The sequence below is a fragment of the Bradyrhizobium sp. CCGUVB14 genome, assembly GCF_024199935.1.
Taxonomy (GTDB): domain Bacteria; phylum Pseudomonadota; class Alphaproteobacteria; order Rhizobiales; family Xanthobacteraceae; genus Bradyrhizobium.
In genome coordinates, this window is the sequence record NZ_JANADS010000001.1 from 3,321,294 (window position 1) to 3,344,209 (window position 22,916).

The 22,916-nt window shown below is 64.6% G+C and carries 22 protein-coding genes; 9 read left to right on the top strand and 13 right to left on the bottom strand.

All coding sequences use genetic code 11. The features are described from left to right. Position 1: 1 nt before the first annotated feature. Together NLM32_RS15445 and NLM32_RS15450 are read right to left on the bottom strand one after the other, a co-directional pair. Positions 2 to 364, bottom strand: a complete 363-nt coding sequence (locus tag NLM32_RS15445; protein WP_254129806.1) for an HGGxSTG domain-containing protein — start codon at positions 362 to 364, stop codon at positions 2 to 4. Then, the gene (locus NLM32_RS15450) at positions 361 to 960 is read right to left on the bottom strand and encodes a hypothetical protein (RefSeq protein ID WP_254129807.1); all 600 of its coding nucleotides are present in this window, start codon (positions 958 to 960) and stop codon (positions 361 to 363) included. The genes NLM32_RS15445 and NLM32_RS15450 overlap by 4 nt, the downstream gene beginning before the upstream one ends. 417 nt (positions 961 to 1,377) lie before the next feature. On the opposite strand from NLM32_RS15450, the gene NLM32_RS15455 reads away from it, so the two are divergent. Continuing rightward, the gene (locus NLM32_RS15455) at positions 1,378 to 2,361 is read left to right on the top strand and encodes a tripartite tricarboxylate transporter substrate binding protein (protein ID WP_254129808.1); all 984 of its coding nucleotides are present in this window, start codon (positions 1,378 to 1,380) and stop codon (positions 2,359 to 2,361) included. Between the two features lie 3 nt (positions 2,362 to 2,364). Here NLM32_RS15455 and NLM32_RS15460 read toward each other — a convergent pair whose 3' ends face one another. The 4 genes from NLM32_RS15460 to NLM32_RS15475 form a co-directional block, all read right to left on the bottom strand. Continuing rightward, positions 2,365 to 4,905, bottom strand: a complete 2,541-nt coding sequence (locus NLM32_RS15460) for a branched-chain amino acid ABC transporter ATP-binding protein/permease (RefSeq protein ID WP_254129809.1) — start codon at positions 4,903 to 4,905, stop codon at positions 2,365 to 2,367. Then, positions 4,902 to 5,777 carry a branched-chain amino acid ABC transporter permease gene (locus NLM32_RS15465; protein ID WP_254129810.1) on the bottom strand — a complete coding sequence of 292 codons (876 nt, stop codon included), beginning with the start codon at positions 5,775 to 5,777 and terminating at the stop codon, positions 4,902 to 4,904. Before NLM32_RS15465 ends, NLM32_RS15460 begins: the two co-directional genes overlap by 4 nt. A 28-nt stretch (positions 5,778 to 5,805) precedes the next feature. Next, positions 5,806 to 7,050 (bottom strand): ABC transporter substrate-binding protein, encoded by a 1,245-nt coding sequence (locus tag NLM32_RS15470; RefSeq protein ID WP_254129811.1) that lies wholly within the window; start codon positions 7,048 to 7,050, stop codon positions 5,806 to 5,808. A gap of 142 nt (positions 7,051 to 7,192) precedes the next feature. Next, entirely contained in the window at positions 7,193 to 8,104 is a 912-nt protein-coding gene (locus NLM32_RS15475) for an IclR family transcriptional regulator (protein ID WP_254129812.1), read from the bottom strand. A gap of 229 nt (positions 8,105 to 8,333) precedes the next feature. Here NLM32_RS15475 and NLM32_RS15480 point away from each other — a divergent pair, with 229 nt between their 5' ends. From NLM32_RS15480 to NLM32_RS15490, 3 genes are read left to right on the top strand one after another with little or no spacing between them, the layout of a single operon-like run. Continuing rightward, entirely contained in the window at positions 8,334 to 10,133 is a 1,800-nt protein-coding gene (locus NLM32_RS15480; RefSeq protein ID WP_254129813.1) for a thiamine pyrophosphate-binding protein, read from the top strand. Between the two features lie 43 nt (positions 10,134 to 10,176). Continuing rightward, complete coding sequence (locus tag NLM32_RS15485; protein WP_254129814.1) at positions 10,177 to 10,881, top strand: SDR family oxidoreductase; 705 nt, start codon at positions 10,177 to 10,179, stop codon at positions 10,879 to 10,881. Between the two features lie 11 nt (positions 10,882 to 10,892). Then, on the top strand, positions 10,893 to 11,276 hold the full coding sequence (locus NLM32_RS15490) for a cupin domain-containing protein (RefSeq protein ID WP_254129815.1): 384 nt from the start codon (positions 10,893 to 10,895) through the stop codon (positions 11,274 to 11,276). A gap of 1 nt (position 11,277) precedes the next feature. On the opposite strand, the gene NLM32_RS15495 is transcribed toward NLM32_RS15490, so the two are convergent. The 4 genes from NLM32_RS15495 to NLM32_RS15510 form a co-directional block, all read right to left on the bottom strand. Beyond that, entirely contained in the window at positions 11,278 to 12,234 is a 957-nt protein-coding gene (locus NLM32_RS15495; protein WP_254129816.1) for a lytic transglycosylase domain-containing protein, read from the bottom strand. A 211-nt stretch (positions 12,235 to 12,445) separates the two neighbouring features. Beyond that, positions 12,446 to 12,721: a hypothetical protein gene (locus tag NLM32_RS15500; RefSeq protein ID WP_254129817.1), complete on the bottom strand. Its 276-nt coding sequence runs from the start codon at positions 12,719 to 12,721 to the stop codon at positions 12,446 to 12,448. Between the two features lie 79 nt (positions 12,722 to 12,800). Next, a complete protein-coding gene (locus tag NLM32_RS15505; protein WP_254129818.1) occupies positions 12,801 to 13,658 on the bottom strand; it encodes a VOC family protein in 858 nt (285 codons plus the stop codon). A gap of 152 nt (positions 13,659 to 13,810) precedes the next feature. After that, entirely contained in the window at positions 13,811 to 15,004 is a 1,194-nt protein-coding gene (locus NLM32_RS15510) for a urate hydroxylase PuuD (protein ID WP_254129819.1), read from the bottom strand. 203 nt (positions 15,005 to 15,207) lie between these two features. Here NLM32_RS15510 and NLM32_RS15515 point away from each other — a divergent pair, with 203 nt between their 5' ends. Then, entirely contained in the window at positions 15,208 to 16,512 is a 1,305-nt protein-coding gene (locus NLM32_RS15515) for a sorbosone dehydrogenase family protein (RefSeq protein ID WP_254135312.1), read from the top strand. A 52-nt stretch (positions 16,513 to 16,564) separates the two neighbouring features. Here the strand turns inward: NLM32_RS15515 and NLM32_RS15520 are convergent, their stop codons facing one another. Genes NLM32_RS15520 through NLM32_RS15530 form a run of 3 tightly spaced genes read right to left on the bottom strand, consistent with a single transcriptional unit; the run spans position 16,565 to position 18,747 of the window. Then, positions 16,565 to 17,365 (bottom strand): SDR family NAD(P)-dependent oxidoreductase, encoded by an 801-nt coding sequence (locus NLM32_RS15520; protein WP_254129820.1) that lies wholly within the window; start codon positions 17,363 to 17,365, stop codon positions 16,565 to 16,567. Between the two features lies 1 nt (position 17,366). Further along, the gene (locus NLM32_RS15525; protein ID WP_254129821.1) at positions 17,367 to 17,921 is read right to left on the bottom strand and encodes a carboxymuconolactone decarboxylase family protein; all 555 of its coding nucleotides are present in this window, start codon (positions 17,919 to 17,921) and stop codon (positions 17,367 to 17,369) included. Positions 17,922 to 17,934: 13 nt separating this feature from the next. Beyond that, positions 17,935 to 18,747: an SDR family NAD(P)-dependent oxidoreductase gene (locus NLM32_RS15530; RefSeq protein ID WP_254129822.1), complete on the bottom strand. Its 813-nt coding sequence runs from the start codon at positions 18,745 to 18,747 to the stop codon at positions 17,935 to 17,937. 232 nt (positions 18,748 to 18,979) lie between these two features. Here NLM32_RS15530 and NLM32_RS15535 point away from each other — a divergent pair, with 232 nt between their 5' ends. From NLM32_RS15535 to cyoD, 4 genes are read left to right on the top strand one after another with little or no spacing between them, the layout of a single operon-like run. Continuing rightward, positions 18,980 to 19,813: a cytochrome ubiquinol oxidase subunit II gene (locus NLM32_RS15535; RefSeq protein WP_254129823.1), complete on the top strand. Its 834-nt coding sequence runs from the start codon at positions 18,980 to 18,982 to the stop codon at positions 19,811 to 19,813. Further along, the gene (gene cyoB, locus NLM32_RS15540) at positions 19,803 to 21,803 is read left to right on the top strand and encodes a cytochrome o ubiquinol oxidase subunit I (protein ID WP_254129824.1); all 2,001 of its coding nucleotides are present in this window, start codon (positions 19,803 to 19,805) and stop codon (positions 21,801 to 21,803) included. The genes NLM32_RS15535 and cyoB overlap by 11 nt, the downstream gene beginning before the upstream one ends. After that, positions 21,803 to 22,444, top strand: coding sequence for a cytochrome (ubi)quinol oxidase subunit III (locus NLM32_RS15545; RefSeq protein ID WP_254129825.1), 642 nt, complete (start codon positions 21,803 to 21,805; stop codon positions 22,442 to 22,444). Before cyoB ends, NLM32_RS15545 begins: the two co-directional genes overlap by 1 nt. Beyond that, complete coding sequence (gene cyoD, locus NLM32_RS15550) at positions 22,441 to 22,830, top strand: cytochrome o ubiquinol oxidase subunit IV (protein ID WP_254129826.1); 390 nt, start codon at positions 22,441 to 22,443, stop codon at positions 22,828 to 22,830. The genes NLM32_RS15545 and cyoD overlap by 4 nt, the downstream gene beginning before the upstream one ends. The last annotated feature ends 86 nt before the right edge of the window (positions 22,831 to 22,916 follow it).

Here is a 22,916-nt window from a genome sequence, read left to right on the forward strand (position 1 = left end):
CTCACTTCCTATCATTTGTTAAGTGCGAAGGGGGTGAATCTGTTCCCGGTAGGGTGTGTTGGGTTCCACCCTCGCGGGAGTTGCCGATTGTTTCTGACGACGCCGGCAACGTGCGCAGCAGGCTCTCCGCTTCGCTGAGCATGGTGCGGACGAACTTCCGTTCGTCGATCGCTTCGCCGGTGAAAAAGCCGTGCTTGACGGCATTGCCGTTTCCAAACGGCGCGCCGGATCCCCATGCGCCGCCGTGCATGCGGCAGCGCGCCTTGCCGCGCAGTGCCGGCGCGCGGCAGGTTTCACCGTTTCGTGTTTGCGCGCCGCAACGCAGGCTCACCCGCATCGGGCCGGTGTTGCGGGCGTGGCTCATGCGGGGACGGTCGCGTCCGCCAGGCCCGGCTGCGCCGTGATCAGGTTCGCGTGCTGCGTGAAATGGCCGACGACGGCCTTGCCGCCATCCTGCACCGATAAATTCTGCACCGTGATCGCGCACGTGCCGTTGCTGCGATGGCGGCTCAAGGCCTCCATCTGGGCGGCGTAGGTGCGGGCCAGCCGGGTCAGTGCGCGGGTGAGGCTTTCCTGCTGCGGCACGTCGTCGGTGCAGGCGAGGCGGCAGGCGCAGCGCATCGAGGCGACGTGAATGCCGACCATCTGCGCCGACAGCATGGCTTCGAGCGAATCCTTCGGCGCGATGCTCTTGAGCATCGAGACCATGAAGGAGAGATTGCCCTGGTCCGGCTTCCGGGCAACCACGCTGGCTTTCACCAGCTGGCCCAACAGGCCATGCAGCGCGTCGCGGTCGACGGCGCCGATCGCCTCGGCCAGCAGCTTTTCGCCGGTGTGCGGATCGGGATGATCGATCACGATGCGCCTGCGCCGGAGCTTGACCTTCGGGCTTGCGATGATCGGGGTGGGGTCGTTCGCCGCGATGGGCGTCGTCTCGGTCAATGTCGGCAATGTCGTCATGCGCTGTCCTTTGCCGGCGCAGGCACGCGGGTTCGCGGCAAGCGAAGCCGATCGCGCGCTGGGCGGCGATTGAAGTTTTTCAGATGTCGATGAAGCGTGTTCGCGCGGGCCAGGTCGCGCGCGCCTGTGAGCGGGCGGGCCTGGACACGGGCTGATATCGCGATGATGCCACCGTGCGCCTGTTTTGCCCGACGTGTCAAACGGAATGTTCGGGATATACGAAGTCGGCTCTCCAAAGCCGGCTACTGTGCATGGGGTTGTTTTCGCAGTTTTGTCTGGATTAGCGGCGCCCGCCTGCCGTGCGGCGGAATGCCTGACGGAAACCCGATTGCGAAATCCGATGTGGCCGCTATTCATGACCAGCGAACGCGCCGCACCGACAACAAGCAGAGGCGCCGTGGTCCGGGGAGAGAACCAATGCAACGAACGGCCCGCCTGCTGGCGCTCATTGCCGGACTTTTCGCGTCGGCGCTGTCGACGGAGGCCATCGCGCAAAAATACCCGGTGCGGCCGGTGAAGGTCATGGTCGGCTTCAGCGCCGGCGGTCCGGTCGACGTCGTTGCGCGCATCATCGGCGACCGGCTCGGCGCCAAGCTCGGGCAGCCCTTCGTGGTCGAGAACCGCGCCGGCGCCAACGGCATGATCGCCGCCGAAGGCGTCGCGCATGCGGAGCCCGACGGCTACACCGTGCTCGCCTGCAACTCGTCCACGATCACGCTGAACAAGACGCTATTCAAGGATATCCGCTACGATCCGGTCAGCGACTTCGCGCCGCTGACCACCGTCGTCTCCGCGCCGCTGGTACTCGTGGTCAACCCGGAGAATCCCAGGACCGCCGACATCAAGACCGTCGCCGATCTCGTCGCGGCCGCGAAGGCGGCACCCGGCGCGCTCGCCTACGGCTCGGGTGGCAACGGCAACCTCGCCCATCTCGCCATGGAGCTGCTCGGCCAGCGCGCCGGCATCAAGATGATCCACGTGCCCTATCGCGGCGGTGCCGCGTCCGAGGTCGGCATCCTCGCGCAGGAGGTGCTCGCGGTGTTCGATCCGCTCTCCGCGGTGCCGCTGGTGAAGGCCGGCAAGCTGCGCGCGCTGGCGGTGTCCTCGGCCGAGCGGCTGCCGTCGCTGCCGGACGTGCCGACGGTTGCGGAAGCCGGCTATCCCGGCTTCGACCTGTCGTTCTGGGTCGGCTTCTTCATGCCGAAGGCGACGCCGGCGCCGATCCTCGAGACGCTGCACCGGGAGATCGTCGCAGCCGCCAAGGATCCGACGATCGAGGAGCGGCTCGGCTCGCAAGGCGTGGTGAGCGTGCTCAGCCCCGCCGACTACGCCGCCAAGATCGCGAAGGAGACCAAGGAGCTCGCCGAGGTGGTCGCGGCCGCGAACATCAAGGCGGAGTAGGGGCTACAGCCACAGGATCTGCTTGCGATAGCCGAGATCGTTCAGCAGCGGCGCTGCCGGCCCCTGGTGGAACACGGCGCCGCGCTCGAGTGCGAAGACGCGATCGGCCAGCGCCAGCACGAGATCGAGATTGTGCTCGACGATCACGATCGACATGTGGCGGCGGAGCGCATCGAACACTTTGAACAGCTCCAGCGTCACCGCCGGCGCAAGGCCCTCGAACGGCTCGTCCAGCAGCAGCAGGCGGACATTGCCCGACATCGCGCGCGCCACCGCGACCATCTGCTGCTCGCCGCCGGAGAGATAGTCGGCCGCGATGTTCATGCGCTCCTTCAGCCGTGGGAAGTACTGCAGGATCTGCTCCTCGTCCCAGACCACGCCGTCGCTGCCGTCGGTCTTGCGGGCGAGACGCCCGAGCGCGAGGTTTTCGCGCACGGTCATGCCGGCGAACAGGCCGCGGCCCTGCGGGACATAGCCGATGCCGCGGCGGGCGATGTCGGGCGCGGCGAGGCTTGCGATATCATCGCCGCGATAGGCGATGCTGCCGGACGCCGCCGGCACGAGACCCGCAATGGTTTTCAGCAGCGTCGACTTGCCGGCGCCGTTGCGGCCGAGCAGCGCGACGATCTCGCCCTCGCGCACGTCGAGCGCGGCGTCGTTGAGGATGTGGCTCTTGCCGTAGAACGTATTGACGCGATCGAGCCGCAGCACGGTGTCGTGCACGCCGGATGCCCCCTCGTTGCGTCGATGCTCGACGGCGGGAATGCCCTTGCCGGTATAGATCTCCTGCACCCGCAAATCGGCCCGCACGGCGGCGGGGCAGTCGGACATCAGCACCTCGCCCTGATTCATCACCGTGACGGTTTGCGAGAAGCCGAGCACGCGGTCGATGTCATGCTCGACGATCAGAACGGGGATGTTGGCCGCGATGTTCTTGACGAGGTTCGACACGCGCTCGCGTTCGGCCGCGGCAAGGCCGGCGAGCGGCTCGTCGAGCAGCAGCACCTGCGGTTTCGAGCCCAGCGCGATGCCGAGATCGACCAGCCTCTGCCCGCCATAGGAGAGCTCGCCGCCCTCGATCTCCTCGATGCCTTCGAGGCCGAGGAATTTCGTCAGTGCGGCCGTTTCGGCGTGGATCTCCTTGTAGAAGTCGATGTCGTTCCAGATGTTGAAGCGCATCGGCCGCCGCGCCTGCAGCGACAGGCGCAGATTTTCGTAGATCGACAGTCCACGAAACAGGTTCGTGATCTGGAACGAGCGCGCCAGCCCCTGATGGCAGATCGCATTCGCCGGCACGCCTGCGATGTCGCGGCCCTGCAGGCGGATCGTGCCCTGGTCAGGTGCGTAGAGACCGGAGACCAGATTGAACAGCGTGGTCTTGCCGGCGCCGTTCGGCCCGATCAGCGCATGGATCTCGCCGGCGGCGACCGTGATGCTCGCATTCTCGACCGCGCGGATGCCGCCAAACTTTCGGGAGACGTGGCTGACTTCCAGCACCGTGCCCTTCAACGCTTCCGGCCGCAAAAAGTCCGGCAGCGGCAAGCCCTCATAGATCTTGCGCCGGCTCATCGCCGCCGTCTCTTCCGCGGGCGGACGAAGGCGGCGCATGATGAGCGAGCCGATGCCGACGAGGCCGCCGGGCGAATACATTACGAAGGCCACGAAAGTGAGGCCGAACCAGAACAGCCAGTCCGACGTCCAGATCGAGAACAGCTCGCGGAACAGGATGAAGAACACCGCGCCGAGCGCGGGGCCAAGCAGGCTGCGCATGCCGCCGATCACGACCATCGCCAACAGCTCGCCGGCAAACGGTACCGAGACGGCTTCGGCGGAGACGAGATAGTTCAGGAATGCGATCAGCGCGCCGGCAACGCCGGTGATGACGGCCGAGATCACGAACACCGCGAGCTTGTAGCGTTCGACCGGATAGCCCTGAAAGCTCGCGCGCAGCTGGTTCTCGCGGATCGCCACCAGCACATGCCCGAATGGCGAGCGCAGCAGGCGCATCAGCACATAGAGCACGGCAAGCCCGATCACCGCGACCACGATGTAATAGTTGAGCGCGTTGTCGAAGCTCACGGGGCCGATGCCCCCGCGCTTCAGTCCGCCGAGCCCGTCCTCGCCGCCGGTGAGGCTCGTCCAGCGGAACGCGGTGGTGTAGACCAGGGCCGCCAGCGCCAGCGTCAGCAGCGAGAAGTACACCCCGCGCCGGCGCAGGATCAGCATGCCGATCAATGTCGAAGCGATCGCGACAACGACCATCGATCCCAGCAGTGGCAACCAGATCTCGCCGGGAAAGAAGCGCAGCTGGATCAGCCCGGCGGCATAGGCGCCGATGCCGAACCAGGTGCTGTGGCCGAACGAGACGAGACCGGTCGTGCCGATGCAGAGGTTGAGCCCCATCGCGGCGATTGCCAGCCCGACCATCCAGGTGCCGGTGTTGAGCGAGAGGCCGAGGGCGCGCAGCAGGAACGGCAGCGCGATCACCGCGACTGTCGCGATCAGCAGCGGCCTCAGCCGATCGATGGTCCAGGTATCCCTCATTCGAACTTCTCGATGCGTTCGCCGAGCAGGCCGCGCGGGCGTACCAGCAGCACCAGGAACATCAGGATGTAGATCGAGGCTTCGCCGGCTGCAGGCTCGAAATGAATGGCGATGCCGCGCACGACGCCGACGAGGAGGGCCGCGATGACCACGCCCCAGAAGCTGCCGAGCCCGCCGATCACGACCACCACGAAAGCGATGGTCATGATCTCGGCGCCCATGGCGGGATGCACGGTCGTGATCGGCGCAAAGAACGCGCCGCCGAGCGCGGCGAGGCCGACGCCGAGCATCACGATCGCGGTCATGTAGGGCTGCAGGCGAATGCCGAGCGCCGCGACCATGTCCGGCCGCTGGATGCCGGCGCGAACCACGCGTCCGAACGAGGTTTTTTGCAGGAGCCACCAGACGCCGAACAGGATCGTCGCGACGACGGCGAGGATCAGCAGGCGGTAGCGCGAGAACAGGAAGTCGCCGACGATGACCGAGCCGCGAAAGCTCTGCGGGATCTCGGTCGATACGGGCGCGGCGCCCCAGATGATGCGGATCGCCTGCTCTGCGACCATCGCCAGTCCAAAGGTCACGAGCAGGCTGAGGATCGGATCGGCCGTGTAGAAGCGGCGCAGGATGAATCGCTCGAACAGGATACCGAGGAGCGCAACCGCGAGCGGGGAGATCACCACCGACGGGCCGAAGCCGATGCGGCGGGTCAGCTCGACGCAGATGTAAGCGCCGAGCGCATAGAACGCGCCATGCGCGAGATTGACGATGCCGCCGACGGAGAAGATCAGCGACAGCCCGAGCGCGATGAGCAGGTAATAGCCTCCGAGCACGAGGCCATTCACCACCTGTTCCAGCAAGAACTCGAACTGCATGTTGCGTGCGCCTTGCCGGGTGCGGGCCTCACGCCTTCATCTCGCAGGGGTTCTGCTCTTTGGTCGGATAGATCGTCTCCAGAGGGTCGTTCGCTGCCGGCACCGCATCACCCAGCACCAGCATGTCCCACTGGTCCTTCATCTGGTCCTTTGGCTTGACCGTGAACGGATAGGCTTCCTGCACCAGCTGGTGATCCCAGGAGCGGAAGTAGGCCTTGCGCGCCTTGCCGATATCGAATTGCGCCTGCTTCTCGAAATAGGCGATGAGCTCGCCGCTGTCGGTCGACTTGGTGGTGTTGATCGCTTCCGCCAGGAGCTTCAGCGTGACGTAGTCGATCCAGGCATGGTTCTCCGGCGGCTTGCCGTATTTCTTGGTGAAGGCCGTGACGAAGGCCTGCGACGTCGGATTTTGCAGCGTGTGATACCAGACCGTCGGCCAGGTGCCGCTGAGATTGCCCGCGCCCGCGGCCCAGGCATCACCGGTGTTGAGGTTGAAGCCGACCAGCGGGTAGGGGAAGCCGAACTCGGCATATTGCTTGACGAGGTTGGTGACCTGGTTGCCGGCGAGGTTGCAGCAGACCACGTCTGGCTTTGCCTGCCGCACCTTCAGCAGATACGGGCTGAAATCGGTGACGTCGGTTGCGATCAGCTCGTCGCCGATCAGATTGGCATCATGCGCGCCGAAGAACACTTTCGCGGCCTTCAGCAGGTCATGGCCAAAAATGTAGTCGGCCGTCAGCGTGAAGAATTTCTTGCCCTTCACCATGCCCTGCTGCGACAGCGCGGTGCCGACCGCGTTGACCATCACGGTGTTCGGAATGTCGCAGTGGAACGAGTATTTGTTGCAGCTCTTGCCGCGCAGTGCGTCCGAGCGCGCGCCGGTCGAGAAGAACACCTTCTTGTTGCGCTCGGCCACCTGCATGATGGTAAGCGAGGACGCCGACGAGATTTCGCCGAGCAGCACCACCGCGCCGTCCTGTTCCAGCATGCGCTGCGCCTTGGTGGCGGCGGTCGCCGGGTTGATCGAGTCTTCCGAGAGCAGGTCGACCTGCTTGCCCAGAATGCCGCCCGAGGCGTTGATCTCCTCCGCCGCGAGCTTCGCACCCAGCTGCGCGTAGCTGCCGATCACGCCGAGAAAGCCGGTGAGCGGCGTCAGGTGTCCGATCCGGATCTTTTCGGCCTGAGCCCTGACGATCGCGGGAAACCCGAGCGCGGCCGCGCCAGCGAAGGCTGCGCCCGCCCGTAACAACGTCCGTCGTGGGTAGCGGATCATCTCTGTCTCCTCCCGGGTGCATCGCGTGCCTCCCTTCAAAACCGGGTATCCGGTATTGTGAGAGAGCTTTTTCTAATGCTGGAGGATAATCCCGAACGCCATTGCCGGTGTCAACCGGCAAAATCGCCGCTCGGGTTGCGGCTCAGGCTTTCTGCGTGAGCGCCTTGTGTGCCCGGTCCTTGGCGCCGAATTCGACCGACAGGCGATCGGCGGCGGCCTGCACGATTTGCGCGCCGGCATGCAGGGCCTGGTTGGACAGGCGCCAGATCGGCCCGGAAATGCCGAGCGCGCCGATCACCTGACCGGTGAAATCGGTGACGGGGACGGCGACGCAGCGCACTTCCGGATTGAACTCGCCATCGTCGAAGGCAACGCCGGTGCGCTGCACTTCGGCGATCTCGCGCATCAGCGCGCCGGCATCGCTGATGGATTTCGGCGTCGACGGTTTCAGTTCGACGCGATCGATGAAGCGCTTGAGCTGCTCGGGGCGGAGCGAGGCCAGAATGATCTTGCCGAGCGCGGTGCAATGGGCGGGCCGCACCACGCCGACGCGATCGGTGAGCTGGAACGCGCCCGGGCCGCTGGTGCGGGCGATCACAACCACCGCGTCGCCCATTCGCACAGCAAAATGCCCACTTTCGCCCGTCTGGCGTGACAGTTCCTCCAGCACGGGCGTTGCGACGTTGACCATCTCGATCTCGTCGAGCGCTGATGCGGCGAGTGCAAACAAGGGACGGCCGATGCGGTAGCGTTTGCTGTCCTTCTCCTGGCGGAGGTAGCCGAGCGAGACCAGCGTCTTGGCCAGATGAAACGTCGTCGAGTTGTGCAGGCCGACCAGCTTGCTGAGCTCTGCAAGCCCGATACCCTCGCGATGGCGCGCCACCTCTTCGAGGATCGAGAAGGCGCGACCGAGCGATTGAACGCCGCCGCCGCGCTGCTTGTCCTCGGCCTCGTCGTCGCCATCCGCCTTGGGTGCAGGGACCAGTTTGGCAATCGCGGCCTTGCGCGGGCTTGCAGGCTTCTCGCCGGTGGTCGGCTTGGTACGCGATCTCAAGGACTGGGCTCCCTCAGGTGAATCGATATGGCTCCGCATCTGCGACACTAGCACGCAACCAGCGCAGCCGTCGGCGCGGAGCTTCGCGTTTCCTCAGCGAGAAAGCCTATCACAATATAAATTGACGTACAGCATTATGAGAAATAGGCTTCCGGCGGCCCCATGATGACCGGCCGCGTTCTCCGCATCGGTACACAAGAAGTCGACGGGCCGAGAGGGAGACCGGTTGATGTCGAAAAACATGCTCAATGGCGCCCAGGTCATTGTCGATTATCTGATCCAGGAGAAAGTGCCGCAGGTGTTCGGGCTCTGCGGCCACGGCAACATCCAGTTCATCGACGCGCTGTACGAGCGATCCTCCGACATCAAGACGATCTCCGTGCATCACGAGAGCGTCGCCGGCTTCATGGCCGACGTTTACTACCGCGTCTCCGGTCGGCCGACCGCGACCTTCACCTCCTGCGGGCCGGGCTCGGCTAATCTGCCGATCTCCCTGGCGAACGCCTACCTCGATTCCGTGCCGTTCATGGCGATCACCGGCAACGTGCCGACCAGCCAGTTCAATCGCGGTGCGTTCCAGGAAATGTACCGGCACTATCAGGCCGACTTTCCCTCCACCGTGCGCACGATGTGCAAGAAGGTGTTCCAGCCGACGCGCGGCGAGATGGTGCCGCTCGCGGTGCGGCAGGCCTGGAAGACGATGGTCACGGGACGGCCGGGGCCGGTCGTGGTCGACGTGCCCTTCGACGTCTTCATGGAATCGGCGGCCGAAGAGGCGCCGAAGGCTGCCGAGTGGAGTGCCAACATCTCCAGCCGTTGCGGCGCCGATCCGGAAGGTGTCGAGAAGGCCGTCGACATGCTGCTCTCGGCTGAACGGCCGGTGATGCTGGTTGGACAGGGCGTGCGCTATGGCGGCGCGGCGGAGGAGTTGCGCAAGCTCGCCGAGCGGCTACAGATTCCGGTTGCGGCGTCCGCAAGCGGCCTCGGTGCGCTCGACGTCAATCATCCGCTGGCGCTCGGCCTCGTCGCACGTGCCGGGCACTATCAGGCCAATCACGCCGCGCGGCAGGCCGACGTCCTGCTTGCGCTCGGCGTCCGCTTCGACGACCGCACGTCGAGCTCGTGGATCCCCGGCTATTCCTTCACGATCCCGCCGACGCGGTTGATCCATGTCGACATCGACCCCGAGGAGATCGGCCGCAACTATCCTGTCGCGCTCGGCTTGATGGCTGACGTCCGTACCTTCCTGCGGCAGGTGCATGCCGAGCTCGATCGCCGCGACAACCTTTTCAAGAAGTCGGATGCGCGCAAGAAGTGGCTGGCGCAGATCGATGGCTATCGCAAGGAGTGGGACAAGTTCGTCGCGCCCGGCTTCTCCGACGACACCACGCCGATCAATCCGCAGCGCGCGGCGGCCGAGATCGACAAGGCGTTGCCGGAGGATGCCATCCTCGTCTCCGACATCGGCGTGCACCACAATTGGCTGCTCGGCTTCTGCAAGCCGAAGCGGCCGGATTCGCTGATCGGCTCGATGGGGTTCGGCCCGATGGGCTTTGGCGTTGCCGGTGTGATGGGTGCAAAATTCGCCGCGCCCGATCGCCCCTGCGTGTCGGTCTGCGGTGACGGCGCCTTCTTCATGCATGCCAACGTGTTGGGGACGGCGGTCGAGTATAATCTGCCAGTGGTCTGGGTGGTCTGGAACAATTACGCCTATGCCTCGATCCGCGGATTGCAGCGCGGCTATCTCGGCGGCCGCGAGCTTGCGACTGACTTCAAGCATCCGGAGACCGGCGAGCGTTACAACCCTGACTTCGCGGCGATGGCGCGCGCCTGCGGCGTCGAAGGCGTGCGCGTCGATCGCGCCGGCGATCTCGGCGAGGCGATCCGCAAGGGCATCGCCGCCAACAGGCCCTACCTGATCGACGTCGATATCGCCGCGGACGTCAATCCCTCGGGCGCCGGCGTCTGGGAGTTGCCGGGTCTCGGCCAGAGCAAGGCCGGCATCGGCACGCGTTTCCAGCCGGGCTGATCGCGGTTCGCAGAAGCAATCAACAAAATATCGGGAGATGGGAATGACGCTCGCAGGCAAGAAAATCGTCGTGATCGGCGGCTCCTCAGGCATTGGCCTCGCCACGGCGGAGCTTGCAAAATCACAGGGGGCCGACGTCGTCATCGCCTCGCGCAGCGCCGCGAAGCTCGATCCGGTCGCCGAGCGGCTGAAGGTGACGGCGATCCCGACTGACGTCACCAGCGATCAGAGCGTGGCCGAACTGTTCAAGCGCATCGGCGCTGTCGATCATGTCGTGCTGACGGCTGCGCAGCTTCGCACCGGGCCGTTCAAGACCGTCGCGATGGAGGATGTGCGGGCCACGATGGAAGGAAAATTCTGGGGCGCCTGGCGGGTGGCACGTGAGGCCGCCATCCGGCCCGGTGGCTCATTGACGCTGGTCACCGGTTTCCTCAGTGTCCGGCCGCGGCCGAACTCTGCGATCGTCAGCGCGGCCAACGGTGCGCTGGAGTCGCTGGCCCGGGCACTGGCACTCGAGCTTGCGCCGGTGCGTGTCAATGCAGTCTCGCCCGGCGTGATCGACACGCCGATCCGGGCTGCGATGCCTGAGGCTGCTCGGAAGGAAATGCTGGCCAAGACGGCGGCAGCACTTCCGGTCGGCCGCGTCGGCATGGCCGAGGACATCGCCCAGCAGATCGCGAGCTTCATGAACAACGGCTTTGCCACCGGCTCGATCGTCTATGTCGACGGTGGTGCGCTGGTGAATTAGGGAGCACTGGCATGACCGAGGAAAGCAACGGCGCCTTCATCCGCAACATCGCGGAAGTGCCCTGGCGCGAATTCCCCAACCACTTTGGCGGCGCGCTGTCCAAGCCGCTGGTGATGCCGGAAACGGCGGGCTCGCGCCGCATCGACTACCGCATCTCGATGTACCAACCGATGGCCTATGTGGCACGGCATCACCACAAGGTGCAGGAGCAGGTCTATCACGTGCTCGACGGCGAAGGATTGATGGAGATCGCCGGCAAGAACCATGTCGTCCGCAAGCACGACGTGATCTTCCTGCCACCCGGCGTCGAGCACGCGATCTCGAACTCCGGTCTGACCGATCTCGTTTTCCTGGTGGTGACCTCACCGGTCACCGACGACGAGAAGCCGGTCTAAGCTAGCCCGAGGAGCGCTCGCGCGCCGCAACGCGGATGGCGCGAGCCTTCGCACCCTTCGCGCGGGCCGCGATCATTCCGCGCGCCTTGCCGTGGGCCGCGCCGCTCTTGCGGAGCAGGACAACGAGGCGCTTGCGGGCGCGGTTCGCGGATAGCCGCGCCGCCAATTGCTCGGCCTTGCGAATGATGGTGGCGGTCGAAGGCGCGAGGTTGGCGGGTACCCAGGCGATGTCCTTGGTCTTGGACAGGCTTCCGATGCCTTCGCAAGGCGCCTCGCGCGGGAGGTCGATCCGGATCGCGAGCGCTTCCGACCGCTCGATCCAGTCTTCGGCCTTGGTGCCGGTGATGATGCGAACATAGTCGCGGGTCTCGCGCGGCAGCTCGCTCTCGCGAGCGAGCCATTTCTGGATGCGACCGGGGCCCGCATTGTAGGCGGCCGCGGCAAGGCCGAGATTGCCGAAATCGTCGCGGAGCTTGCGCAGGAATTTTGCCGATGCCGGCAGCGCCTTCATGGCATCGAAGGGGTCATCGAGCCCGACCTCGGCGGCGGTCTCCGGCATGAATTGCGCGACTCCTTGCGCGCCGGCCTGGCTGACCTCGTTGGAACGGAAGCGGCTCTCCTGCCAGAGCAGGCGGGCGAAGAACGGCACGGGAATGCCGCTCTCCTCGGCCGCTTGCTTGAGCGCGCGGCAAAACTGTTCAGTCGGTGACGCCGGAGCCTGCAAGGCGGTTTCGACGGCGCGCGGCGGCTCGATCGTCTCCTCGTACGATGCGCGTGCATTGGCGAGCTCGATGGCCTGCACGCTTGCAACAAACAGCTCGACAAGGGGAACCAGTGAGGGTGCGCGATCGGCCTTGGGTGTTGCGTTGTCGAAGCTGGAAGCTTGCCAGGTCGGCGGTGTGCTGACGTCGCACATCAAAATCAGGAACGCAGCGCAAGCCGCGACGAGAAATCGCATCTCGGTAAAAGTCCTCGAACTGTGGGGGAACGACCAGCGCGCGCCGGTGACAAGGACTTCTTAACCGTAATTGCGGCGAAGCTGCGATTCCGCGAGACGGCAGGTGTTAGTACGGTGTTCCCATCGCAGGAACGCGACATCGCTCCCGCGGTTCTGATGGAACCGCAGGAAACTCTGGACGGCTAGCGGTATTGAGGCAGGCCTGCAGCGCTTATGCCTTGGGGAAATCCTTGCGCATTGCGATCTCGGCGGCATCGCCGGGCGACAGCACGGTCTGCTCGAAGGCCGGCTGCGGCTTCGTCATGATGTCGTAGAGCGAGATGCCCTTGATCGGCTTGTCCATGAGGACACGAACGCAATCCGCCAGCGTGCCGTTGTAGACGAGATAGGGCGGACCACGGTCCTTCTGCCGCTCGCCCTTCAGCGATGGCCACTTCTTCAGTTCGGCCGGCGCGTCGTATGCGATCGGCGATCCCTCTTTGAACATGCGCGTGGCCCCGGGCGGCTTGGACTATCGGGGAATCCTAGAGCCGCCAGGTAAACGCGCGTTAAAGAATTAGTTCAAATCAGCCGGCAATGAAGGCGAGCAGGGTGCCGTTGGCTTTGGCCGGGGGCACGACGATCGCAGCTCCGCTGCGAACAGCCGCCGAACCCAGCGCCTTCTCCGTGGCCGCGAGATCGCCGCTGACGAGCACCAGCCCCGCGCCGCCGCGCTCGGAGAGGCCGGCGAGTGGCACGCCGGGATAGCGTTTGCCGAGTTGGTCGAGCGTCAGATAGACGAAATCGGCGCGGTCCCCGCCCGACGTCACCGTCACCGCGCCGTCGGCCTCTGCCTTCGCCTCGCGATCGATCAGCCGCGCCAGATGGGCTGCTTCCTTCGCCGGCTCGGGCGTCGCGATCAGCACCTCGCTGATCCGCTTCGCTGCATTGGCGTGCCTCATCAGTTCGGGGATCCACACCGTCTCGCGGGTCTTGTGCTGGCAGGCGAAGATGCGCACGCCGCCTGGCGCTTCCGCGGTCGGCCACATGAAGGTACGGAATTTGGCGGCCGAGATCGTGCCGTTCGGCAGCGTGACCGGCCGCTCGAAATCGGTCGGGCCGATCGGCGTCAGGCCACGCGCGCGGATCTCTTCGGCGCCGGCGGCGCTGTCGACCGCTGTGAACGCGATGCGTTCGATGCCCTCACCGTGGCGCTCGACGAAGGCCCGCGCCGGCGCGTTGTGTTCGGTTGCCACCAGCACGCCGAGCAGCTCCATATAGTCCGGGTCGAACATGATGGTGTAGTTGCCGGTACCCATATGTGCGCTGTGGGTGCCGCGCGGTGAAAGGGTGAAGCCGAGCTGCCTGTAGTTTTCGGCGGCCTTGTCGAGGTCCTTCACCATGACCACGGCGTGGTCGATACCGATGACGTTCTTGAGGGCCACTGTGATTTCCCCGGCAATTGCAAACTGACTTTGGACGGCTCGCGGCCGCTGGTCCTGTCTACGCCGGATGGGCGATCAAGTCATTTTCAAATCGGCGGGGGATACGGAATTTCGTTCCGCGAAAAGCGCGATCGACGCAAAGGTCGAGGATGTCAGCGATCCTGCTCGCTGATATAGGCGGCGAGGATGGCGCGCTCCTCGCTGGTCATTTCCGTGATGTTGCCCGGCGGCATCGCATTGGACCATGCCGCCACGCGCCCGATCAGGCGGATGTTGCGGTGGATGTGCTCGGGCGCGTCGAGCAAAATGCCCTTCGGCGCGGTGACGATGCCGGCCCAGACCGGCTCGGCGGCGTGGCACATGCTGCAGCGGGACATCACGATCTCCTCGACATTGGCGAGTGTCGGCGGTGCCGACAGCGCGCCCGTCTTCACCTCGCGCGGGCCGGCCGCGGACAGGAAGAGGATCGCGATCGCGCCCGCTGCTGCGACGCCCCACACCCACCACGGCGATTTACGCCCGGCATGGCCCTCGTTGAAGAAATGGCGGATCACCGGCCCCAGCGCCAGCACGATCGCGACGATGATCCAGTTGAAGCGGGTGGCGTAGAGCAGGGGATAGTGGTTGCTGATCATCAGGACGACGACCGGCAGAGTCAGATAGTTGTTGTGGACCGAGCGCTCCTTGCTGGTCTTGCCGAGTTTCGGGTCGGGCGCCTGGCCCGCGATCAGGCTCGCGACGATCTTCTTCTGGTTCGGGATAATCACCGCAAAGACGTTGGCGACCATGATGGTGCCGATGAGCGCGCCGATCTGGTTGAAGGCGCCGCGACCACTCAGGACATGGGTGAAGGCGTAGGTCAGCGCGACCAGGAACAGATAGCCGCCGATGGCAAAGGGCAGCTCGCGCTGCGCGAGCCCGGTGCGGCATGCGGCCTCATAGAGCAGCCACGCCAGCGCGAGGCTACCGAAGCTGAACAGCCCGGCCTGGATCGGCGTCAAATCGAGGATCGACTTGTCGACGAGGAATAGATCGGCGTCGAGATAGTACACCACCACCATCAGTGCGAAGCCGGACAGCCAGGTGGTGTAGGCCTCCCATTTGAACCAGGTGAGCTCGTCCGGCATCTGGCTCGGGGCCACCAGATATTTCATGATCCGGTAGAAGCCGCCGCCATGGACCTGCCAGGCCTCGCCCTGCACGCCATCAGGCAGATCACTCTTGGGCTTGAGGCTGAGGTCGAGGGCGATGAAATAGAACGAACTGCCGATCCAGGCGATCGCGGCCACCACGTGCAGCCAGCGCAGCAGCAGGCTCGCCCATTCCGATAAGACCGATCCCCACATGATCACCCCATCAATCGCGACGTCGATGCCGCAGCTTTGATGACCGCAACCGGCGGCCGCGCCCTTACAATCTGTCGCACCGATCCGCGCCGTTTTCCAGTACGATGGGTCATACCAAATGCACATCGTGCGGGCATGAGCTGACGTGGGATTTGGCAGAAAAAGTCCGGGAGGAAGGCGACGTGATATCTCGTGTTTCGCTCATGACGGCGCCCGCATGGCTGTTGGTGGCCTGCGCCGGCGTTCAAGCCGAACCCGTGCTGCAGGGCAAGGATGCCTATGGCAGCTGGCAGGCCGACAAGCCCGGCGTGGTCAGGCTGATCCGCCCGGAGGATCTGCCGAAGCCCGGGGCTTCGCCGTCGGTCTCCAATTCCACGCGGGTGACGTCGCGTGGCAGCGCCGCACCACTAGTACCTCCCGGATTCAAGATCGAGCTGTTGACCGACGGCCTGTCCGACGCGCGCGTGCTGCGCGTCGCACCGAATGGCGACATTTTCGTTGCCGAGACCGGGCCCGGGCGCATCCGCGTGCTGCGTCTTGGGGAGGGCGGCAAGGTCGTCTCGAACGAGGTCTTTGCCAGCGGACTCACCCGCCCGTTCGGGATCGCCTTCTTCCCGAACGGTGACAATCCGCAATGGGTCTATGTCGCCAATGTCGGCAACGTTGTCCGCTTTCCCTATCATGCCGGTGACCTGAAGGCGTCCGGCAAAGCTGACGTCGTGGTGGCGAGCCTGGCGCAGGGATCGGGCCATTCCACCCGCGACATTGTGTTCACGCCGGATGGCAAGCGCATGCTGGTGTCGGTCGGCTCCGCCAGCAATGTCGCCGAGGGCATGGGGAACCCGCCCGGCGGGCTCGAGGCCTGGTCCAAGGCGCAGGCAGTCGGCGCCTCCTGGGGCTATGAGGCCGAGCGTGCGGCAGTGCTCTCGTTCGATCCCGAAGGCAAGGACCGCAAGCTCTACGCCACCGGCATACGCAACTGTGTCGGTCTGGCGATCCAGCCGCAGACCGGCCTGCCCTGGTGCTCGACCAACGAGCGCGACGGCCTCGGCGACGATCTCGTGCCCGACTACGTCACCAGCGTGAAGGAGAGCGCCTTCTACGGCTGGCCGTGGTTCTACATCGGCAGCAACGAAGACCCGCGCCATGCCGGCGCGCGGCCGGACCTCAAGGACAAGGTGACGGTGCCCGATGTGCTGGTGCAGGCGCATTCGGCCTCGCTCGGCATGACCTTCTATCAGGGCACGCAGTTTCCATCCGAATATCAGGGCGACGCCTTCGCCGCCGAGCACGGCTCCTGGAACCGCTCGAAGCGCGCCGGCTACAAGGTGATCCGCATCAGGATGAAGGACGGCAAGCCGACCGGCGAGTACGAGGACTTTGCCACCGGTTTTGTCGTGAACGATACGCAGGTGTGGGGCCGGCCGGTGGGGATCGCGGTGGCGAAGGACGGTGCGCTGCTGGTGTCGGAGGATACGGGCGGCACGATCTGGCGGGTGACGCATTGACTTCACCCTCCCCTGGAGGGGGAGGGTAAGAAGGCACTGCGCTCGCCTTGCGCTACCCCCGCCGCACGCTTGCCCCGCCATCCACCGGCAGCGTCACCCCCGTGATGAAATTCGCCTCATCCGACGCCAAAAACAGCGCGGCGTTGGCGACGTCCCAGCCCGTGCCCATCTTCTTGCGCAGCGGCACCTTGCTGTCGCGTTCGGCTTCGACTTCGGCGCGCGTCTTGTGCCATTCGCGGGCGCGGGTGTCGACGGCCATCGGCGTGTTCATCAGGCCGGGCAGGATGACGTTGGCGCGGATGCCGTATTCGGCGTTCTGATAGGCGAGCTGCTCGGTGAAAGCGATCATCGCCGATTTCGTCGCCTTGTAGGCGACATAAGGATAGGTGGTGATCGCGGCCATCGAGGAGATGTTGATGATGGCGCCGCCGTTCTGCGCGCGCATGATCGGGATCACCTCCTTGGCCGCGAGGATGCAGCTCTTCAGATTGATGGCGACGACGCGGTCGAATGCTTCCTCCGTGATCTGAAGCAGCTCGGCATCGCCGCCGGACAGGCTGACGCCGACATTGTTGTGCAGCACGTCGATCCGGCCCCAACGCGATTTGGCGTCGGCGACCATCGCCTTGATGTCGGCAGACTTGGTCACGTCGGCCTTGAAGGCGGCCGCGATGCCTTGCTTCGCCGCAATCAGGTCGACCGTCTCCTGCGCAGACTCCAGGTGATGGTCGACGCACAGCACCTTCGCGCCCTCACGTGCGAAGGTCAGCGCGGTGGCGCGGCCGTTGCCCATGCCTTCGCCGGGGCTCTGGCCGGCGCCGACGATGATCGCAACCTTGTCGTTCAGGCGCATGTCACTTCACTCCCGGGATCGGGTACTGCTGGAGTACCTCTTTGTAAGTGGGCTCGTTGTCGATCTTCATGGTGGCGAGCACACGCACCACGCCGCAATAGAAGGCGATGGTGAGCACGAGGTCGACCATGTGCTCGTCGGAGAGATGTGTCTTGATCTCGGCGAAGGTCGCATCCGACATTGCGAGCTCGCGCACCATCTCGCGGGCGCCTTTGAGGATGGTCTTGGCGAGCGGCTCCAGCTTCGACGGCTTGCCCTCGGTCTCCGCCATCAGGCCGGCGATGTCCTCGTCGGTGACGCCGAACTCCTTGCCGATCTTCACGTGATGGGTGAATTCGTATTCCGACTTTTCCATCCAGCCGACCTGCAGGATCGCAAGCTCCCGCAGGCGCGGGTCGAGCTTGCTCTTGAAGCGGATATAGCTGCCGACGCCATTGAAGGCGCGCGCCATCTCCGGCGAGTTGACCAAGAGCTTGTGCAGATTGGTGTTGCGCTTGAGCATGTCGCGATATTCGGGCGCGACCTGGTCGGCTTCGAGATAGGGCAGGCGGGCCATTTCAGTGTTTCCTCTAGTGTTCTTGTGACTCGCGTTCGGGCGCTTGCAACGTCACGCCGCCGTCGACCACCAGCACCTGGCCGGTGATGTAGCGCGCGAAATTGCTGAGCAGGAATTTGACGGCATGGCCGACGTCCCAGCCGGTGCCTTCGGTCTTGAGCAGCGAGGCCCTGGCGCGGTTGGCGCGAGCCTGCTCGCTCATGCCGCGGGCATAGACCATCGGCGTGTACATCGGTCCGGGGCAGATGCAGTTGACGCGGATGTTGTCGCGGCCGTGATCGACCGCCATGGCGCGCGTCAGCCCGATGATGGCGGCCTTCGACGTGGTGTAGGTCGTGAGCCCGCGCGGCCGCAGCGCCGAGATCGAGGAGATATTGACGATCGCGCCGCCCTTGGCGGTCTTGATCATGGCGGGGATCGCGTGCTTCGAGAGCAGGAACATGGTCTCGACATTGACCTGCATGACGCGGCGGTATTGCTCGGGCGCCTCGTCGACGACGCTGCCGCGGCTGCCGATGCCGACATTGTTGTCGAGGAAATCGAGCCGACGCCAGCGGTCGAGCGCGGCTTCGATCAGCGCCTTGCAATCGGCTTCGCTGGTGACGTCGCCACCATGAGCCGCGGCCGTACCGCCTTCCGCCGTGATCATCTCGACGGTGCGCTCGGCGAGCTTCAGGTCGCGATCGGCCACCAGCACTTTTGCGCCGGCGCGGGCGAGCAGAATTGCTGCAGCGCGGCCGTTGCCGATGCCGTCGCCAGCGGCCCCGCCGCCACTGATCAGCGCCACCCTGCCGGTGAGGCCGGCATCGTCCTCAGGGCCCTGCATGTCGTTTCATCCCGATATTTTCGTGCAAACTAGCAATGGACCGCAGAGGTGAGAAGGCCGGCCGTCCCGCGCCGATGTCATTGACATCGCACGGAATTGCATGCCGCCGGACGAGATGAGCCGCGCTTGAGCGACGACGGTGCGGAACCCTCTTCACGCAACTGCGTTTGCGGCGGGGGAGTTTTTCGCGTTAGCTTCCCCTCGGGGTCTCCCAATCGCCAGTGGCTTGCCGATGAATCTGCTCGATCCACAAGGGCCGGTGGCTGCCGCCAACAGCACCATCCTGGTCGATTCCGTCGTCATCATGCTCGCGATCGTGGTGCCAACCATTTTCGCGATCCTGGCTTTTGCGTTCTGGTTTCGCGCGTCCAATCCGAAGGCGCGCTTTCAGCCCGACTTCGTCTATTCCGGACGCGTCGAGATGGTGGTGTGGGCGATCCCCGCGCTGACCGTGATCCTGCTCGGCGGCGTCGCCTGGATCGGCTCGCATAAGCTCGATCCCGCAGCGCCGGTGCCCGGCACGGGCAGTCCGGTGCGCATCCAGGTCGTCTCGCTCGACTGGAAATGGCTCTTCATCTATCCCGACCAGCGCATCGCCACCGTCAACACGCTGACGGTGCCGGCCGGCGCCGAGCTGAACTTCCAGCTGACATCGTCGAGCGTGATGAACGTGTTCTTCATCCCGCAACTCGGAAGTATGATCTACACCATGAACGGTATGGTGACGCGGCTGAACCTGCGTGCTGACAATGAGGGTAAGCTCCAGGGCCTGGGGGCGCATTTCTCCGGCGACGGCTTTCCGGAGATGATGTTCGACGTCAACGTGATCTCGCCGCTGTCATTTCCGGATTGGGTCGCGGCCACGGCGAAGAGCGACGCCGTGCTGAACGAGGACAGCTACAAGAAGCTGATGCAGCAGGGCGTCGAGAGGGGCAGGCCGACCTATCGGCTCGAGGACCCGCGCCTGTTCGACCTGATCGCAACCCAGCACATTCCGCCGGGGCCGGGACCAGAGCTCGTCTCCGATGCCGGCCGTCCCCACAGTGGAGGCCACGATGCTCGGTAAGCTCGACTGGTCGGCTATCCCGTTCGATCAGCCGATTCCGCTGATCGCGGGCGGCGTGGTGCTGGTGGGAATTCTCGCGGTACTGATCTGGGTCGTCGTGAAGGGGCATCTGCCCTATCTCTGGCACGAATGGATCACCAGCGTCGATCACAAGCGGATCGGCGTCATGTACATCCTGCTGGCCTCGGTGATGCTGCTGCGCGGCGGCAGCGACGCCATCATGATGCGGATTCAGCAGGCGATCGCCTACCAGTCGCAGGGCTATCTCCCGCCGGAGCACTACAACCAGATCTTTTCAGCGCACGGCACCATCATGATCTTCTTCGTGGCGATGCCGTTTGTGATCGGGCTGATGAATTTGGTCGTGCCGCTGCAGCTCGGCGTGCGTGACGTCGCTTTCCCGACGCTGAACTCGGTTGGCTTCTGGCTGACCGCGACCGGCGCTCTGCTGGTCAATCTGTCGCTCGTGATCGGCGAATTCGCCCGCACCGGCTGGCTCGCCTTCCCGCCACTGTCCGAGCTGTCCTATTCGCCCGGCGTCGGCGTCGACTATTACGCGTGGTCTCTGCAAATCTCCGGCGTCGGCACGCTGGTCGCCGGCATCAACCTGGTGACGACGGTGCTGAAGCTGCGGACCAAGGGCATGAACTATCTGCGGATGCCGATGTTCTGCTGGACCACGCTGGCCTCGAACCTGCTGATCGTGGCGGCGTTCCCGATCCTCACGGCGACGCTGGCGATGCTGCTGCTTGATCGTTACCTCGGCTTCCACTTCTTCACCAATGAAGCCGGCGGCAACGTCATGATGTTCATGAATCTGATCTGGGCCTGGGGCCATCCGGAGGTCTACATCCTCGTCCTGCCGGCCTTCGGCATCTTCTCCGAAGTGGTCTCGACCTTCTCCGGCAAGGCGCTGTTCGGCTATCGCTCGATGGTGCTCGCGACCATGGCGATCTGCGTCATTTCCTTCATGGTCTGGCTGCATCATTTCTTCACGATGGGCGCCGGCCCCGATGTCAACGCCATCTTCGGCATCGCCAGCATGATCATCGCGGTGCCGACGGGGGTGAAGATCTACAACTGGCTGTTCACGATGTATGGCGGCCGCATCCGCTTTGCGACGCCGATGCTGTGGGCGGTCGGTTTCATGGTCACCTTCATCATCGGCGGCTTGACCGGCGTGCTGGTCGCGGTACCGCCGGCCGACTTCATGCTTCACAACAGCATGTTCCTGGTCGCGCACTTCCACAACGTCATCATCGGCGGCGTGCTGTTCGGCGCGTTTGCCGGCTTCGAATACTGGTTTCCGAAGGCCTTCGGGTTTCGCCTCGACGAGCGCTGGGGCAAGCTGGCGTTCTGGTTTACCTTCACGGGCTTCTACATCACCTTCGTGCCGCTCTATGTGGCCGGCATGCTCGGCATGACGCGGCGCATGCAGCACTATGATGTCGCAGAGTGGCAGCCCTGGATGATCGTGGCGGCGGTCGGCATGGCCGTGCTGTCGATCGGCGTCATCTGCCAGATCATGCAGCTCGTGGTCAGCATCAGGAATCGCGAGGCCTTGCGCGATCGCACCGGCGATCCCTGGGACGGCCGCTCGCTGGAATGGGCGACCTCATCGCCGCCGCCGGTGTTCAATTTCGCCTTTCACCCGGACGTTCGTGGCGAGGATGCCTATTGGGACATGAAGATCGCGGCCCAGCAGCAATCGCTCGAACACGAAGCGCCCGAGTATCACGACATCGAGATGCCCAGGAACTCGCCGACCGGCTTCGTCTGTGCGTTCTTCGCCACCATCATGGGCTTTGCGCTGATCTGGCACATCTGGTGGATGGTGATCCTGGGCGGCATCGGCGCGTTCGCGACCTTCGTCGTGTTCGCCTGGCGCGACCACGACGAATACGTCATTCCGGCCGCGGAGGTCGCCGCGATCGACCGCATCAATCTCGAGGAACGGCGCAGTCTCGTCAGCATGGCGGGAGCGATCTGATGGCGATGACCGCAACCGTCGGCCACGCGCACGCGGATCCCCACCACATCGGCGTCGTTGTCGAGCATCCCGGGCCCGCGTCGAAGCGGATCGTCACCGCTTACGGATTCTGGGTGTTCCTGCTCTCCGACATCGTGATGTTCTCCTGCTTCTTTGCGGCCTATGCGGTGCTGGTCAGCCAGACCGCCGACGGCCCCAAGGGCTCGGAGATCTTTGAGCAGCGCAACGTTGCGATCGAGACGGTCTGTCTGCTGTTCTCGAGCTTTACCTGCGGCATGGCCAGTATCGCGGCCGACGTTCGCAACCGGTTCTGGTTCTATCTCGGCATGGCCGTGACCTGCGTGCTCGGGCTGATCTTTCTGGCCATTGAGTTCAAGGAATTCGCGGACCTCGTCGCCCGCGGCTATGGCCCGTCACGCAGCGCCTTCCTGACTGCGTTCTTCTCGCTGGTCGGGTGTCACGGCCTGCATGTGTCGGCCGGCGTGCTGTGGCTGCTCACCATGATGGCCCAGGTCTTCGCCAAGGGCTTTCGCGCCGACGTCTTGCGCCGGATGATGTGCTTTGCGCTATTCTGGCATGCGCTCGACATCATCTGGGTCGGCGTCTTTTCCGTCGTCTATTTGCTTGGGAGTGGCGTATGAGCGATCAGGCGCACACGCATGTCGAGCGCGACATCGCCCCCGGCGATGAAGAACAACATAGCGTCGGCGAGCGCATCGTCGGCTATGTCGTCGGTCTCGTCCTCGCGTTGCTGCTCACGGCGACCTCGTTCTTCATCGCCGGCACCGATCTGGTCTGGCAGCCGTCGATCCCGGTTGCGCTGATCGTGCTCGCGATCGCGCAGATGGGCGTGCACCTCGTGTTTTTCCTGCACATCACCACGGGCCCGGATAACACCAACAACGTGCTGGCGCTGGCCTTCGGATTGCTGGTCGTCTTCCTGGTGGTGGGCGGAACCGTCTGGATCATGTCCCATCTCAACCAGAACATGCCGCCGATGGATCAGTTCATCCGGATGCACAGCTAGAACAGCACAAAAAAGAAGAGCCGCTTGTTTGTGACAAGCGGCCCAAGTCTAGGGAGGAAACGCCCGAGCAAAGCAATCGGACCGAA

Bases quoted from the DNA above. Each gene is read 5' to 3' on its own strand.
- NLM32_RS15545 (WP_254129825.1), top strand. From the start codon at position 21,803: ATGGCGATGACCGCAACCGTCGGCCACGCGCACGCGGATCCCCACCAC.
- NLM32_RS15470 (WP_254129811.1), bottom strand. From the start codon at position 7,050: ATGATCCGCTACCCACGACGGACGTTGTTACGGGCGGGCGCAGCCTTC.
- NLM32_RS15535 (WP_254129823.1), top strand. From the start codon at position 18,980: ATGAATCTGCTCGATCCACAAGGGCCGGTGGCTGCCGCCAACAGCACC.
- NLM32_RS15445 (WP_254129806.1), bottom strand. From the start codon at position 364: ATGAGCCACGCCCGCAACACCGGCCCGATGCGGGTGAGCCTGCGTTGC.
- NLM32_RS15490 (WP_254129815.1), top strand. From the start codon at position 10,893: ATGACCGAGGAAAGCAACGGCGCCTTCATCCGCAACATCGCGGAAGTG.
- NLM32_RS15530 (WP_254129822.1), bottom strand. From the start codon at position 18,747: ATGCAGGGCCCTGAGGACGATGCCGGCCTCACCGGCAGGGTGGCGCTG.
- NLM32_RS15525 (WP_254129821.1), bottom strand. From the start codon at position 17,921: ATGGCCCGCCTGCCCTATCTCGAAGCCGACCAGGTCGCGCCCGAATAT.
- NLM32_RS15520 (WP_254129820.1), bottom strand. From the start codon at position 17,365: ATGCGCCTGAACGACAAGGTTGCGATCATCGTCGGCGCCGGCCAGAGC.
- NLM32_RS15450 (WP_254129807.1), bottom strand. From the start codon at position 960: ATGACGACATTGCCGACATTGACCGAGACGACGCCCATCGCGGCGAAC.
- cyoB (WP_254129824.1), top strand. From the start codon at position 19,803: ATGCTCGGTAAGCTCGACTGGTCGGCTATCCCGTTCGATCAGCCGATT.
- NLM32_RS15465 (WP_254129810.1), bottom strand. From the start codon at position 5,777: ATGCAGTTCGAGTTCTTGCTGGAACAGGTGGTGAATGGCCTCGTGCTC.
- NLM32_RS15500 (WP_254129817.1), bottom strand. From the start codon at position 12,721: ATGTTCAAAGAGGGATCGCCGATCGCATACGACGCGCCGGCCGAACTG.
- NLM32_RS15510 (WP_254129819.1), bottom strand. From the start codon at position 15,004: ATGTGGGGATCGGTCTTATCGGAATGGGCGAGCCTGCTGCTGCGCTGG.
- NLM32_RS15515 (WP_254135312.1), top strand. From the start codon at position 15,208: ATGACGGCGCCCGCATGGCTGTTGGTGGCCTGCGCCGGCGTTCAAGCC.
- NLM32_RS15460 (WP_254129809.1), bottom strand. From the start codon at position 4,905: ATGAGGGATACCTGGACCATCGATCGGCTGAGGCCGCTGCTGATCGCG.
- NLM32_RS15495 (WP_254129816.1), bottom strand. From the start codon at position 12,234: ATGCGATTTCTCGTCGCGGCTTGCGCTGCGTTCCTGATTTTGATGTGC.
- NLM32_RS15480 (WP_254129813.1), top strand. From the start codon at position 8,334: ATGTCGAAAAACATGCTCAATGGCGCCCAGGTCATTGTCGATTATCTG.
- cyoD (WP_254129826.1), top strand. From the start codon at position 22,441: ATGAGCGATCAGGCGCACACGCATGTCGAGCGCGACATCGCCCCCGGC.
- NLM32_RS15455 (WP_254129808.1), top strand. From the start codon at position 1,378: ATGCAACGAACGGCCCGCCTGCTGGCGCTCATTGCCGGACTTTTCGCG.
- NLM32_RS15485 (WP_254129814.1), top strand. From the start codon at position 10,177: ATGACGCTCGCAGGCAAGAAAATCGTCGTGATCGGCGGCTCCTCAGGC.